This window comes from Psychrobacter sp. SWN149 (genome assembly GCF_015864565.1).
Classification (GTDB): Bacteria; Pseudomonadota; Gammaproteobacteria; order Pseudomonadales; family Moraxellaceae; genus Psychrobacter.
The window spans coordinates 388,464-401,884 of record NZ_JADYWX010000002.1; the positions used below are offsets into that span (position 1 = coordinate 388,464).

Consider the following 13,421-nt stretch of genomic DNA (forward strand, 5'->3'; position numbering starts at 1 on the left):
AAGAGTAGTAACGCTCTAGCTTGGCTAACATAAAATGATTAAAGCAAGCTAGAGCATTGGCCTATAAGCAGCTGTTACTACTTATAGATTTTTAAATTAACGAGCGTTTTTAATCTTAACTTTAAAGGTTAAAGTAGCAACGCCTTGCGGTACTAATGTTGAAGCTGTCGTACTCACAGCAGTAGTGCTGGTAGAAGCTGCAGTAATAGAAGATCCAGTTCCAGTAACACTAGAAGCAGGTGAACCAGTCACCAAATCTGCACCAGCTGAGAAGTTAGACAATAAATCCGAAACCGTTAAGCTTGTGATATTAAAGCCAGAAGCCGCTGCTGGAGTGGTGGTTTGTATAGCAGAAGAGGTATTAGTCGCATTGATACGATAAATGATACATTGATCAGGTGCTGCACCACTGATCGCGTCTTTACTGAAGCTAGCAGCAGCAACTGTACCTGTACAAGTGGCATCTAGAGCTTGGAACTTCTCTAAATTTAACCCTTTCACATTAGTCGTATCTGTCACTGGTGCAACAGTAGGGGCACCATTACCACCCGGTGTTAAAGTTACGATAGTAGTTTCGTTGCTACCAACAGCAGCAGCTGTAGAAGTTACTTTATAATTAATAGCAACTATGCCACCTGGTGCTATACCGCTAGGTAGCGTCGTACTATTGATGGTGTATACACCACTCACAGGGGTAAGCGTAATCGGCGTTCCTGATACGCCACCTGGTGCAGTATAAGTGATGGTAACAGGGGTGGTAGGAGCAACGGCTGTATTCAGACCACCGTCAGCGATAGTAAAAGTTAATGGATTAGTATTAGTACCTTCAGCATCCTGACCGTTGTTAATGATATTGGTCGTATGGGTGACTTGCCCCGCTGTGTCAGAAGTAGGTGCAATTTCTCTCGTCGTTGGATTATTCAATACAATCGCACGATTGCTAAAGCTAGTAACGCCCGGTGTATCTTCACCAACTCCGCCAGCGACATCAGCACTAGTAGGAACTCTGGTTCTATCATTAGTAGTCACTGTGCTGTCTAGAATATCGTAATTGGTGTCAGCCACTGGAGTAACAGGTAACGCGCCAACATTACCGACAAACTTATCATAAACGGCCACGTTGTTAGTCGCAGTAGAGCCAGCAGCAGTATAGCTAGCTTTGGCAACATTGACTTTAAACGTGACAACTTGATTTGCGCCAACTGCTAAGCTTGGTACCGCGATATCAATAATTTGTCTACCTTCAGCATCTTTATTAGTACTAGTAACAGTCGCACTCGATGCTGTCACATTACCAGACAATGTCATACCTAAAGGAAGTACATCTCTGATAACGAAGTTATCTGCGATAGCGCTATAAGCTGTGTTAAGGTTAGTCACGGTAATGATGTAATCAATCTGCGGATTAGTAACTGACAGATCTACATTGCTAGTCGCTGTTTTTGCGATCTTAAAGGTAGGCAATCTAACGATGTTTTGGTTTTCATTAACCAATGTAGGGACTTTGCCACTTGCAGTCGCAGCGGTAATAAAAGTACTAGTCGCTGTCAATGTACCAACGGAAATGTCGCCACCTAAATGAGTATTAGGTGTCGTTACTGTATAGCTAAGATTAGCTTTGAAGCCTGGTGGTAATTTAATAGTACCGCCATTGCTAAGGGTACCACTTACAGCTTGTCCACTAGATAAATCACTAGCTACTGCTGCAGTACCATCAGCTTTTACGATAGTATAGGTAATGCCGTTTGTACCTGCAGTGCCTAGCGCATAGTTTGGAGTGGCAGTAGTGATAGTAGTATCGTTATTACCGGTAGTATTAATCGTATAAGTATCAGAAACGTTACCTTCATTGGTTAATGTATGGTTAAACGTAGCACCATTACCTGGTGTAGTCGTTATATCTTCGTTTTTGTCATCGGTAGCACTGATACCATTAATGGCGACTAATGAGAAGTTAGCCGTCTCACTCACATTGACAGTTACGGTGTTAGAAGTAACAGTGGGCTGAGCAACAGAGCCAATAGTATAGCTTGCGGTCGCGACGTTATTGATCGGGGCTGCACCACTACTTGTAGCTCCTGAGGTCGTAGCAGCATTGGCAGTAGTAATACCCATTGCCGCTACAACACCTACGGTTAATACTGAATACTTAAAGGAATTTGGTTTCATGCGGTAGATCTCCAAAGAGTTAAATTGGCAAGGTTAAGAGTTATTTGTTGACGACAGTGTTGAGAGCAACGGCAGCTGATTTTTTCGCTGGTAGTAGTTTAATATTCCAGCGTAAGGTGCGATATTCAGAGTAGGGTACTTTAACCATCTTGCCATCGACTTTGCGCATCAAAGGCATGTCAGCATAGTTTTTACCATCGATACTGGCTTGTGCGCTAGCAGGGTTTGCCTCACCTGTGAATGTCATGTTTGCAGGGATAGGCAGTGTCACCATCAGATCATTAATATCATTGTTGACGGTGTTGGTATAAGTTGCTTTGTACTGAATGACAGTACCAGCTGGCGCTGTACGTACTGGTGAATATGCTGTCTTGCCATCCGCATTTTTGAGGACTTGATTGGCAGTCAGTTCCATTTTGAGGGCATCATCAGCATGTGCGACGTTCAATAAAGAAATAGAAGCAGCAGTTGCTAATAAAATACCGTGCAAGAGATTAAAACGTTTCATATAAAATCCTTTCTTAGAACATGACCGTCAGTAAAAAGCGAACGTTGTAAATAGTGATGGAAGAATATGTAATCTAATATAATTTTCATTTTTAGAAGGCATCTGTCTCCCTTTTTTCTATTGTCACGTAATCAATACAATTATTCATCACAAAGATGACAACTGGCATTTTGAAGTATATAAACGGTAAAAGCCCTGTCTGACTAGACAGGGCTTTTATTAGATGGTTAAAAAGGTAAATGTAATAAAACGAATATTAAGTACCAGAGGTAGTGCCATACTTGGTATTGAAATACAAAGTTGCTTTTGAAGCTGTAGTGCTCGAAGATGTATTACTTAAAGTAAATTTGTCAGAGACAATAGTTCCATTTTGTCCTATTGGCGCTGTTTGATTGGTTGTCTTAAATACGTCCGAAGGTACTCCTAACGCTTTAGGGAGATAAAACTCAGATTTCACTTTAACATTTTGTAATACATCAGAAATTTGTATGTCTGACAAACTAATGTGCCCGCGATTATAGGCTTCGATTTTATAAGCAATGCATTTGCCTGGAATTATGGTGTTATTAGGGGCAGATGTACTAAAGCCTGTACTTGGATCTGAAGTGTTTGTGACAGATGTATAATCGAGACTACTATTACATTCATGCACATACTGGTATTTAATAAGTACCAATGCAGTGTTGTTAGCTTGTACTTCACCAAAGTCTAAATTGTTATATACGTAGATATCATTAGTCAGTGTTACTTCTCTGATATTAGCAGTAGTATCTATATCATAAATCCAAGAGGTTGGCTCAGTTTCTACTAAGCATACTCTTGTTGGCAATGCACCTGATTGAACAACAAAATTGTATTTACCTAAGCTTGATACTGTTTGAGGATTAGCTGAGCTTGTGACAATTTGGGTGCCATTGCAGTTGGTTAAAGCAACTTGTAACCCGCTATCGAATATTCCAGATTCATTGCTATCTAAGATGCCATTGAAATAGGCACTGTTTCCAGTGAAGGTGCTAGTAATATTCTGTTTGGTAGAATCTGCAGCAGTAATACCACCGTTATCATTAAAAACGGTTCCTGAAAAACTATAAGATTTTGGCGTGTTAGTGATGGTACAGGTTACTTCGTCTCCATAATTCAAGCTTGATAAGGTAAATGAGCTTGCAGTGCCTGATGGCATAGTGGTAGTACTGCCAGTCGTTGCATTAGTACAGGCATAACTAGTGCTATAGTTACTAGCATTACCACTTATTATATTTTCAGATATAGTGTAGGTGGTACTTGGGGCTAATTCCAATGGGGTAACAGTGCTTCCGTTAGTTATGGTTGAACCTGTCCCTGTTGTTGTAAAAGATGCTGTAGAGCCTTGAGTATCGGGAGTGAGTTTTCCACCAGCGACTTTGATATTGAATTGGTCACGTTTAGTATCACTGTCGTTAAAACGAGTACCTTCTAATTGTTTTTTCACAGTTAACTTAGGTGGTGCAAGACAAAAGTAGAAGTCTGAGTAGCCCACAACATGGTCGCCAGTAGATAATGTCGTAGATGCACTAGAATAAGCATTACCATGAGTTATAACAAAAGGTGTGTTTAAAGACTGAGAGCCCCAATCAATATTAAAATTACACGGGCTAGTAGGATTACAGTTTAGCCATTGATTGCCTGTAATAGTTTTGCTTGCGTTTGATAGTGTGTAGTTTGCAGTAAGTATATTACTAAAAGCACCACCAGCACTAAAAATCGATATGGACTCAGTATATTTCCCATTTTCATTTGAGTCTAAATCTTGCACAACAAACCCATACTTCGATACGGGCTTGTTAATAGTAGCAGTCAGTTTGTGGTTTATATTAAGGTACTGGCTACTATGACGCATATTAATAGCGCTTGTAGTTACGCCGGTAAAACTACTGGCTTCTGGATAACCAGCAACTAAAAAATTAGTATCAGAAAAAGACAGTTTGAATTCAAGATTATTGTTGAAACTATAAGTAGTGCTAGTGTTTCCTGCACCTCCTGTCCAACTCAATGCCACTTTATTAGCTGCTGCAGGTGCAGGGCTAAAAGTTTTGGACCCTACATAGTACATTGCATGATCAGCGGGGCAAGTGGGACTAGCTTCTGCAGCAAAAGAGACACTACTGACTGATAGCAACATCATAGCAACTATCAATACTGGAATCTTATGCATAGGCTCATCTAATAGAGAGGAGGATTTTGCTAATTTTAAAGAGCGTTGATAACGTTGCATGATGCTGTCCTGAATATCATTATTTACCAGATTGTATAATATGTAACTTTTTTTATACAAAAAAATTACTTTTTATAATATCTAACAGAGCATGTAAATGCTATTTCAAAACTACCAATGGTAGTTTTTACATGACAAAGTGTAAAATAGTCTTAATATAATCCGCATAAACAAATACAATGTATTCGTCAAGGAGTATTTTTCAAAAAACTAATCATTATTTATTTAAAAAATACTTGTTATTTCTCCATTTCTCTACAGCCATAAACAATTACGTCATAAACGCTTATAATAGAGTGTTGCAGTTATCTACTGACGGAAGATATAGGGAACACACTATGGGCTGTGTGGCAATGGTGTCGATTTGATGCACTTGCTGATTCACAGTGGCACTATCTTGTATGAGCAGATTTGTACAATCGAGTTTGTATGATCGAGCTATATATCAATATCATCGCATAAATCAAAGGAATGCTTGGACATAGCAGGGACGTGGCAAGTAAACCAATACCTCATCACATATTATTTAACAAAGCTCTGCCTGATAGACAGGCATGACTGATATAAAAGGATTCACAATAATGAATTACTACAAGGATGCTGACAGCACCGAAACCAAAGAATGGTTAGAAGCTTTTGAGTCAGTGGTTAAACATGCCGATAAAGACCGCGCGCAGTTCCTACTAAAAGCGTTGTACAACATGGCGGTGCAAGAAGGCCTGCCGTTCAACAGACTAGATACGGCCTACATCAACAGTATCGCAGTAGAAGACGAGCCAATGTACCCAGGCGATCTAGGCATGGAGCGTAAGATTCGTGCTTTGATTCGCTACAATGCGCTTGCCATGGTGATGCGTGCCAATAAAAACGATGACGATTTGGGTGGTCACTTAGCGACATTCGCGTCTAGTGCCACGCTATATGAGACAGGTTTTAACCATTTCTTCCGCGCCGCTAGCGATCATTTCGGTGGGGATATGATTTATTACCAAGGTCACTCAGCACCTGGTATCTATGCTCGCTCTTACTTAGAAGGTCGTCTGACAGAAGATCAGCTCGACAATTTCCGCCGTGAAGTCGGTGGTAAAGGCTTATCAAGCTATCCGCATCCGTACCTAATGCCGGATTATTGGCAGTTCCCTACCGTATCGATGGGCTTAGGTCCGATCATGTCGATCTATCATGCTCACGTGCATCGTTATATGGAAAACCGCGGCTTGTTAGAAAAAGAAGGTCGTAAGATTTGGACGTTCTTGGGTGATGGCGAAACGGATGAGCCAGAAAGCTTGGGCGCTATCTCTCTTGCGGGTCGTGAGAAACTGGACAACTTAATATGGGTAGTCAACTGTAATTTGCAGCGCCTTGATGGTCCAGTCCGTGGTAATGGTAAAATCATTCAAGAGCTTGAGTCAGTATTCCGCGGCGCAGGCTGGCGTGTGATTAAAGTCATTTGGGGCGGTAACTGGGACAGCCTACTGGCCAATGACAAAACAGGCGTGCTAAAACACCGTATGGAAGAAGTGGTCGATGGCGAGTATCAGTTGTATGAAGCGCGTACGCCTGAATTTACTCGTAAAGAGTTCTTTGGTAAATACCCAGAACTAGAAGAGATGGCTGATGCGCTAACGGATGAAGAGATTTCACGCTTGAACCGTGGTGGTCATGATCCTATGAAGGTTTATGCAGCCTTTAGTGAAGCCATGAAAACGAAAGGTCAGCCAACCGTTATTTTGGTCAAAACTGTCAAAGGTTATGGTTTGTCTGCCCAAACGCAAGCGGTCAACAAATCGCATCAAGTGAAAAAGCTGGATCAAGAAGCATTGGTTTATTTCCGTGATCGTTTTGATTTGCCATTCACTGATGAGCAGCTAGAGACCCTACCATTCTACCGTCCTGAAGAAGGATCGGCAGAGATGAAGTATCTCAAAGGTCGCCGTGAAGCGCTAGGTGGTCATCTGCCTAACCGCCGCAGTGGACATATTCCATTGAATATTCCTGAACTGTCTATGTTTGATCGAGTATTAAAAGGCAGCAATGGTAAAGAGCAATCGACGACGATGGTATTCGTACGCTTGTTGTCAGCCATGCTAAAAAACAAAGATATCCAAGACCGTGTGGTGCCAATCGTACCGGATGAAGCACGTACTTTCGGTCTAGAAGGTATGTTCCGTCAGTTGGGTATCTACTCAGCTGTAGGTCAAAAATATACGCCAGAAGACAGTGAAGCATTGATGGGCTACAAAGAAGCCATCGATGGTCACATGTTAGAAGAAGGCATTAACGAAGCAGGCGCAATGAGCACTTGGATTGCATTGGCAACCAGTTACTCTGTGAACGCGCTACCGATGATTCCGATGTATATCTACTACTCGATGTTTGGTTTCCAGCGTATTGGTGATTTGGCTTGGGCGGCAGGCGATTGTCAAGCACAGGGTTTCTTGTTGGGTGCAACAGCTGGCCGTACGACGCTTAATGGCGAAGGCTTGCAGCATCAAGATGGTCATTCACAAATCTTGTTCAATGTCGTGCCTAACTGTGTGACTTATGATCCTTGCTTTGGTTATGAGCTAGCGGTTGTGATGCATGATGGTTTACGCCGCATGTATGGTGAAGGTGAGCGTGTTTATTATTACCTAACGCTAATGAACGAAAACTACGAGCAACCTGCAATGCCAGAAGGTGCCGAGGAAGGCATCAAGCGCGGTATGTATTTGCTCGAAGACAACGGCTCAGCACAAGTACAGCTATTGGGTTCTGGTGTGATTTTACGTGAAGTACAAAAAGCATCAAAAATCTTAAAAGATGAGTTCAACATCACCTCTAACGTCTGGAGCGTGACCAGCTTCAACGAGTTGACTCGTGACGGTATGGCCTGTGATGACTACAACCGCTTGCATCCAATGGATGAAGAGAGAGTGCCTTGGGTGACAGAGCAATTGGCACCGCACGAGGGTATCGTCGTCGCTGCGACAGATTATATGCGTAACTATTCAGAGCAGATTCGTGCTTGGTTACCAGACAACCGTCCTTACACCACGCTAGGAACTGACGGCTATGGTCGTTCTGATACTCGTGAAAATCTACGCAGCTTCTTCAATGTGGATGCGGCTCATATTGTGGTTGCCACGCTCAAGCGTCTAGCAGATGAAGGTGAAGTTGAGATGCGTCTGGTAAAAGACGCGATTTCAAGCTTAGGTATCGATGTCGATCAGCCACCTGCATGGCAACAGCAGTCTTATTCGGATCATTCTCCAGATGCGCCAGCACCAGGTAATGTCAATCCAACACCTGTGCCTGAGTTCGTTGCTGAAGATGACGAAGAGATCAGCAATGAAGGCCGTGCTGAAGACCAAGCCGATGCGACTTTACTCAATGACGGCGATGTCAAAGAATAATAATCATAAGACAAGGAAATAAACCATGGACATTAAAGCCCCCGATTTGGGTGTTGATAGCGCCGAAGTTAGTGAGATTATGGTAGAAGTTGGTGATGTCATCGCAAAAGATGACAACATTATTCTGTTAGAATCTGACAAAGCCTCAGTAGAAGTGCCAAGCTCTGCTGCTGGTAAAGTCACCAAAATTAGCGTTGCGATCGGTGATCAAGTTAGCGAAGGCATGGTACTGATTGAGCTTGAGAGTGCAGAAGACAGCGTAGAAAGTGATAATAGCGCTGCTGATGACAATCAAGAAGCGAGTGATACAAAAGCTGCTGCTAAGTCAGAAGCAAAAGCTGAGCCAGCTGAGACTGAATCAAAGTCATCAGAGTCTAGTGCAAAGCCTGCGTCTAACGCTGGCAAAGCCACGACTCATGCATTACCTGATCTAGGTGTCGATGAGGCGCAAGTTTCTGAGATTATGGTCAGTGTTGGTGACATCGTGACTGCGGATCAATCAATCCTATTGATTGAATCTGATAAAGCGTCGGTAGAAGTGCCAGCGCCAGTCGCTGGTAAGATTGAAAAAATACTGGTCGAAACAGGCGATATGGTTGCCAATGGTCAGGACTTTATCGTCATTGTCAGTGATGCTGCTGATGAAGATGAGTCTACATCAGATAGCTCTGAGCCAAAGCATTCAGCACCAGCCAAATCAGAAGAGAAAGCTGCTGCTAAAACAACTGCTGAGCCAAAACAGGCAGAAAAATCTACAACGCCTAATACGGTCGTTAGTAAGCAAGCTGGCAAGTTGACCGAAGCACAGGTTAATGAAAAGCTGGTCGATGTCTATGCAGGGCCAGCCGTACGCAAGCTGGCACGTCAGTTGGGTGTTGATATCACTCAAGTGAATGGCTCAGCATTGAATGATCGTATCTTAAAGGAAGACTTATTTGCTCACGTCAAAGAGAGTCTGACCACACAGAAAGCCGCACCTGTTAGTAGTAGTACTATCAGTTCAGGACTGCCAAAACTGCCAGATATGAGCAACACTGAGATTTGGGGTGAGACAGACACACAAGATCTTAGCCGTCTACAAAAGGTGTCGATACCGCAGCTTAACTACAATACGTTGCTGCCACAAGTCACACAGTTTGATCTGTCGGATATTACCGAGACAGAAAAACTACGTAGCGAGCTAAAAGGTAGCATGAAAGCGGAAGGTATTGGTTTTACCATTCTAGCGTTCGTTGTCAAAGCAACTGCTCATGCCTTGACGCAGCATCCACGTTTTAACAGCCACTTAAGCGATGATAATACTCAAGTTATCTTGCGTAAGAGCGTTAATATGGGTATCGCAGTGGCGACTGATGATGGCCTCATCGTACCTGTCATCAAAAACGTGCAAGACAAAGGCTTGAAGCAAATCGCTATTGAGATCGGTGAGCTTGCAGTCAAAGCGCGTGATAAAAAGCTCAGCACCAAAGATTTACAAGGCGCGAGCTTTACGATATCAAGCCAAGGTAACTTGGGTGGTACAGCCTTTACACCACTCGTTAACTGGCCACAGGTGGGTATCTTGGGTGTGTCTGAGGCAAGCATGCAGCCACGTTGGAATGCCAAAACGCAAAGTTTTGAACCACGTCTGATGTTGCCGTTATCATTGTCTTATGATCACCGTGTGATCAATGGCGCGGACGCAGCTGTGTTCACGCGCTATATCACAACGCTATTGGCTGATCCACGTCATATATTGATTTAGATTGGTTTATGGGTTGATAAAATCCTGAATGAAAAAGACTGCCTAAGGGTGGTCTTTTTTTTATGTGTGTATCATATGCGGCGAAAGCGCACAAAAAAGCCAGCTATCAAGCTGGCTTTTGTTACTCATGCTATTTTTACTGTCTTAGAACTGTTTTACAAATGCTACGCCGTATACCCAAGGGCTGATATCGACTTCGCCAAGCTCAACAGTATTACCATTAGACTCAACACTGGCGTCTGTTTTGATGTCCATATAACGAGCATCAATACGGAAGTATTCAGTTGGAGCAAATGGGATATCAAGACCAATATGGCCAGCAATGCCCACGCTGTCATCAAGCTTTAAGTTCTCAAAAGCATCACTATAGATTTTTTCTTTGAAAAAAGTCGTATAGTTCACACCAACACCTACGAACGGCTTGACGTTCATTGGCATGTTATAGCCATCAAAGTGGTATTGTACAGATAAGGTCGGTGGTAGATGCTGAGTTTTGGCATCAATAGTGGTATCGCCAGCAGTTAGAGTAATGTCATGATGGAATGGCGTCGCGGCTAGTAATTCAATACCAATGTTGTTGGCAACGAAATATTCGCCGCTAACGGTTGGTTGAATATCGCTGTCGACGTCGACCCCAATAGTGCCATCTGCCAATGTACCGTTATTGCTCTTTGGGTCAACCATATGAGCGCCAGCAGCAACAGACCAAGTACCTGCAGGTACAGCAAATGCGGTGGTCATAGTCAGTGCAGCAGCAGTAGCTAAAACTAGGGATTGGAGTTTCATTATTTAATTCCTTAACATGACAGGGAGTGGTTAATCAGTTTTTGATGAGGGATGACATTAGAAACTGATACATAATGCTATAATAAAAATCAAAATAGTAACATTATGACGATATTGTAATACAAAAATCACTGCTTTTGGTAAGGTTTTGAACATAAAGTAGCAATGCTTGCGTAATAAATAGTATGGATACGTACTATCATCGACTAAGACTAAAAAGTTTTTTAATACTAGGTGATTCTTAGAGGTACTTTATCCGCATCATTTAGGGTTTTTTACTCACAATCTAAAAAAGGCGTAATACATTATGCTGGGTTATTGTAGTAACTCTCCTCTACGCTGTGAGCAGGCACGGGCTACCAAGATATTGAATCAGGTGGATTCTTGTTGTCATGAATGTGGGTTGTTTTTGATACCTGCTAAGGACATCAGTCAACAACTGCGTGCTGATGAGCGGTTTTTGAGATTGTCCATGTTGATTGCTATGTCTGTCATGTTGCTGTCAGTGAACATCTATTACTTAGTTTCTATGTAGTATGTATGTAGTGTGTTATAGCTGATAATGATTTGCTGACACCGTTTGAATTGAGAAGAAGCCTTCGTCAGGGTTATGTTCACTTTACTATTTTATTCATATAACGCCGGTATTTCACCGCATAGGGATAGCATGCTGCTGCAATCTATACAGCGCTTACGTCATTTTGTTTATGATATTTTGCAAAATGACGAACATGACACCTTGTTCAGTCGTTACGTGGATTATTTTCTGATATTTCTGATCATGACCAATGTGGCTGCTGTGATAGCCGAATCAGTCGATCAATGGTATTACCCGTATCAGAATTATTTTACTTGGTTTGAGAACTTTTCCATCGTTATATTCTCGATCGAATATCTGCTGCGTTTATGGAGTGTTGGGGAGGCTAAGCCCGATCACACCACTTGGAAACAGCGTTGGAATTGGCTCAGAAGCCCATCAGCATTGATTGATTTGATTGCTATTGTCCCTGCTTTTTTAAACTTTTTTGTCAATATCGATTTGCGTTTCTTGCGTATTTTACGCTTGTTCCGTATTCTTAAGTTGACCCGTTATTTTGCCTCTATGCGTATCCTGCTCGTGGTGATTAGTAAAGAGCGCGGCTCGTTTCAAGCGGTTATTTTTATTTTGATTATTATGATCGTAACCGCCTCTAGCGGTATTTATTTGGTTGAAAACCATGCACAGCCGGAGGAGTTTGAGTCGATACCTAAGGCAATGTGGTGGGCAGTGGTGACTTTGACGACCGTGGGTTATGGTGATGTTACACCGATCACCAACGCTGGCAAGATACTGGGTGCCGTTATTACGATATTGGGTGTGGGTCTCGCAGCACTGCCTGCCGGTATTTTGGCAACAGGGTTGGCAAATGAGCTTGCCCAGCGCCGTGAGGAGCTTGAACAGCATTTTCGAGAGCAGCTGATTGATAGTGATTTTGATCTGGTACAGAATCAGATGATGATTGATAAGATTCGCCGTGAGCTGGGACTCGACAAAGAGCAAGCACAAAATATTGTATTACAAGTGCTGCGTGAGCAAGAGCTTGAGCGGCGCGAAAGAGAAGTTGAAGTACGTCAAAAGAATTTTTGCCCGCATTGCGGTGAGGGTTTATGATGGCAGGTATAGTTGTCTGTAGTTACTTATAGTACGCAGGACTTTTGCTGCATCTATTAACTACGCTTTCTGACTGCTTTAGAACCTGTATTTTGAATGCTAAAAATAAAAAGAGGCGGTTCAGTCATTAAACTGAACCGCCTCTTTTTATATACTGTTATTGATAAGCGTTATATGCCCTGAGGAATAGGTAGTGCACGTGCAAGCTCATGAGCGACTTCTTTGGCGGCCTCTGATAGGTCGTCAGCCGTTAGGGGTAGATTCTGTAGCGTCAAATGCCAGTCATCAACAGCTCGGCGCAGGTGTGCCACCCAAAGCGTCGTACAATCACGGGGTAGTTGCTTTAGATTGACTTCAAAAAATCGATTGCCTTCATCATCACTCAGATGAATCTCACCTTTGATGACTCTAGAAAACGGATGACCATGGTAGGAGTTGGCAATCAAAGCAATATGAGTGATGTGCGGTGGAATTTTTTCAAGCTCCAGTCTGATCTGCTCTTGATCAAGTGGGGCAAGATACATGGCTTGCTCGCCGCGATCCTTTCCGTTTAGACTGTCCCCTTGATGCTTGACTGATTCGGCTTTGTCACGCAATTGCTTGAACCAAACGATATCGCTGATGACGCAATTGTCATCATATAAGACACAAGCCAAATCAATATCTATTGCGCTTTTGTTTTTCTTAAAACGCTTAAACAACCCTTTTGGCTCAATTTTAGTAAATTCATAATTGAGTGCAAAAAACAAAGTTCCCGCATCCAAGCCCAGCCCTCTGAGACTGTCTGAAAGCAATGGTAATGGGGCGCTGGTCGGCATAATATTCCTTTTTAATTCTTATTTAGTTCTTAGTTTTTAAGTTCTGAGCTTTTAACGACTGTCATCATATCAGCGCTACTTAGATTGAGCATTATCATC

9 protein-coding genes are annotated in these 13,421 nt (G+C 42.6%); 4 read left to right on the top strand and 5 right to left on the bottom strand.

Features of this window, described 5'->3' with window-relative positions; genetic code table 11:
- Positions 1 to 96 precede the first annotated feature (96 nt).
- The 3 genes from I6E86_RS04355 to I6E86_RS04365 all read right to left on the bottom strand — a co-directional run bounded on the left by I6E86_RS04355 (position 97) and on the right by I6E86_RS04365 (position 4,928).
- Positions 97 to 2,169, bottom strand: coding sequence for a beta strand repeat-containing protein (locus I6E86_RS04355; protein ID WP_197175610.1), 2,073 nt, complete (start codon positions 2,167 to 2,169; stop codon positions 97 to 99).
- Positions 2,170 to 2,209: 40 nt separating this feature from the next.
- Positions 2,210 to 2,677 carry a hypothetical protein gene (locus I6E86_RS04360; protein ID WP_197175612.1) on the bottom strand — a complete coding sequence of 156 codons (468 nt, stop codon included), beginning with the start codon at positions 2,675 to 2,677 and terminating at the stop codon, positions 2,210 to 2,212.
- Positions 2,678 to 2,933: 256 nt separating this feature from the next.
- Positions 2,934 to 4,928, bottom strand: a complete 1,995-nt coding sequence (locus I6E86_RS04365; protein WP_197175614.1) for a hypothetical protein — start codon at positions 4,926 to 4,928, stop codon at positions 2,934 to 2,936.
- A gap of 581 nt (positions 4,929 to 5,509) precedes the next feature.
- Between I6E86_RS04365 and aceE the strand changes: the two genes are divergently transcribed.
- Positions 5,510 to 8,323: a pyruvate dehydrogenase (acetyl-transferring), homodimeric type gene (aceE, locus tag I6E86_RS04370; RefSeq protein ID WP_197175616.1), complete on the top strand. Its 2,814-nt coding sequence runs from the start codon at positions 5,510 to 5,512 to the stop codon at positions 8,321 to 8,323.
- A 25-nt stretch (positions 8,324 to 8,348) separates the two neighbouring features.
- The gene (locus tag I6E86_RS04375; RefSeq protein WP_197175619.1) at positions 8,349 to 10,067 is read left to right on the top strand and encodes a 2-oxo acid dehydrogenase subunit E2; all 1,719 of its coding nucleotides are present in this window, start codon (positions 8,349 to 8,351) and stop codon (positions 10,065 to 10,067) included.
- Positions 10,068 to 10,211: 144 nt separating this feature from the next.
- Here I6E86_RS04375 and I6E86_RS04380 read toward each other — a convergent pair whose 3' ends face one another.
- Positions 10,212 to 10,853, bottom strand: coding sequence for an OmpW/AlkL family protein (locus tag I6E86_RS04380; RefSeq protein ID WP_197175620.1), 642 nt, complete (start codon positions 10,851 to 10,853; stop codon positions 10,212 to 10,214).
- Positions 10,854 to 11,160: 307 nt separating this feature from the next.
- On the opposite strand from I6E86_RS04380, the gene I6E86_RS04385 reads away from it, so the two are divergent.
- Both I6E86_RS04385 and I6E86_RS04390 read left to right on the top strand, forming a co-directional pair.
- Positions 11,161 to 11,388, top strand: coding sequence for a hypothetical protein (locus I6E86_RS04385; RefSeq protein WP_194363037.1), 228 nt, complete (start codon positions 11,161 to 11,163; stop codon positions 11,386 to 11,388).
- A gap of 132 nt (positions 11,389 to 11,520) precedes the next feature.
- On the top strand, positions 11,521 to 12,504 hold the full coding sequence (locus I6E86_RS04390; protein WP_197175621.1) for an ion transporter: 984 nt from the start codon (positions 11,521 to 11,523) through the stop codon (positions 12,502 to 12,504).
- Between the two features lie 170 nt (positions 12,505 to 12,674).
- Here I6E86_RS04390 and I6E86_RS04395 read toward each other — a convergent pair whose 3' ends face one another.
- The gene (locus I6E86_RS04395; protein ID WP_197175622.1) at positions 12,675 to 13,322 is read right to left on the bottom strand and encodes a TerD family protein; all 648 of its coding nucleotides are present in this window, start codon (positions 13,320 to 13,322) and stop codon (positions 12,675 to 12,677) included.
- Positions 13,323 to 13,421: the final 99 nt, after the last annotated feature.

Excerpts from the sequence above, each read along its gene's own strand:
- I6E86_RS04355 (WP_197175610.1), bottom strand. The coding sequence starts at position 2,169 with ATGAAACCAAATTCCTTTAAGTATTCAGTATTAACCGTAGGTGTTGTA.
- I6E86_RS04360 (WP_197175612.1), bottom strand. The coding sequence starts at position 2,677 with ATGAAACGTTTTAATCTCTTGCACGGTATTTTATTAGCAACTGCTGCT.
- I6E86_RS04365 (WP_197175614.1), bottom strand. The coding sequence starts at position 4,928 with ATGCAACGTTATCAACGCTCTTTAAAATTAGCAAAATCCTCCTCTCTA.
- aceE (WP_197175616.1), top strand. The coding sequence starts at position 5,510 with ATGAATTACTACAAGGATGCTGACAGCACCGAAACCAAAGAATGGTTA.
- I6E86_RS04375 (WP_197175619.1), top strand. The coding sequence starts at position 8,349 with ATGGACATTAAAGCCCCCGATTTGGGTGTTGATAGCGCCGAAGTTAGT.
- I6E86_RS04380 (WP_197175620.1), bottom strand. The coding sequence starts at position 10,853 with ATGAAACTCCAATCCCTAGTTTTAGCTACTGCTGCTGCACTGACTATG.
- I6E86_RS04385 (WP_194363037.1), top strand. The coding sequence starts at position 11,161 with ATGCTGGGTTATTGTAGTAACTCTCCTCTACGCTGTGAGCAGGCACGG.
- I6E86_RS04390 (WP_197175621.1), top strand. The coding sequence starts at position 11,521 with ATGCTGCTGCAATCTATACAGCGCTTACGTCATTTTGTTTATGATATT.
- I6E86_RS04395 (WP_197175622.1), bottom strand. The coding sequence starts at position 13,322 with ATGCCGACCAGCGCCCCATTACCATTGCTTTCAGACAGTCTCAGAGGG.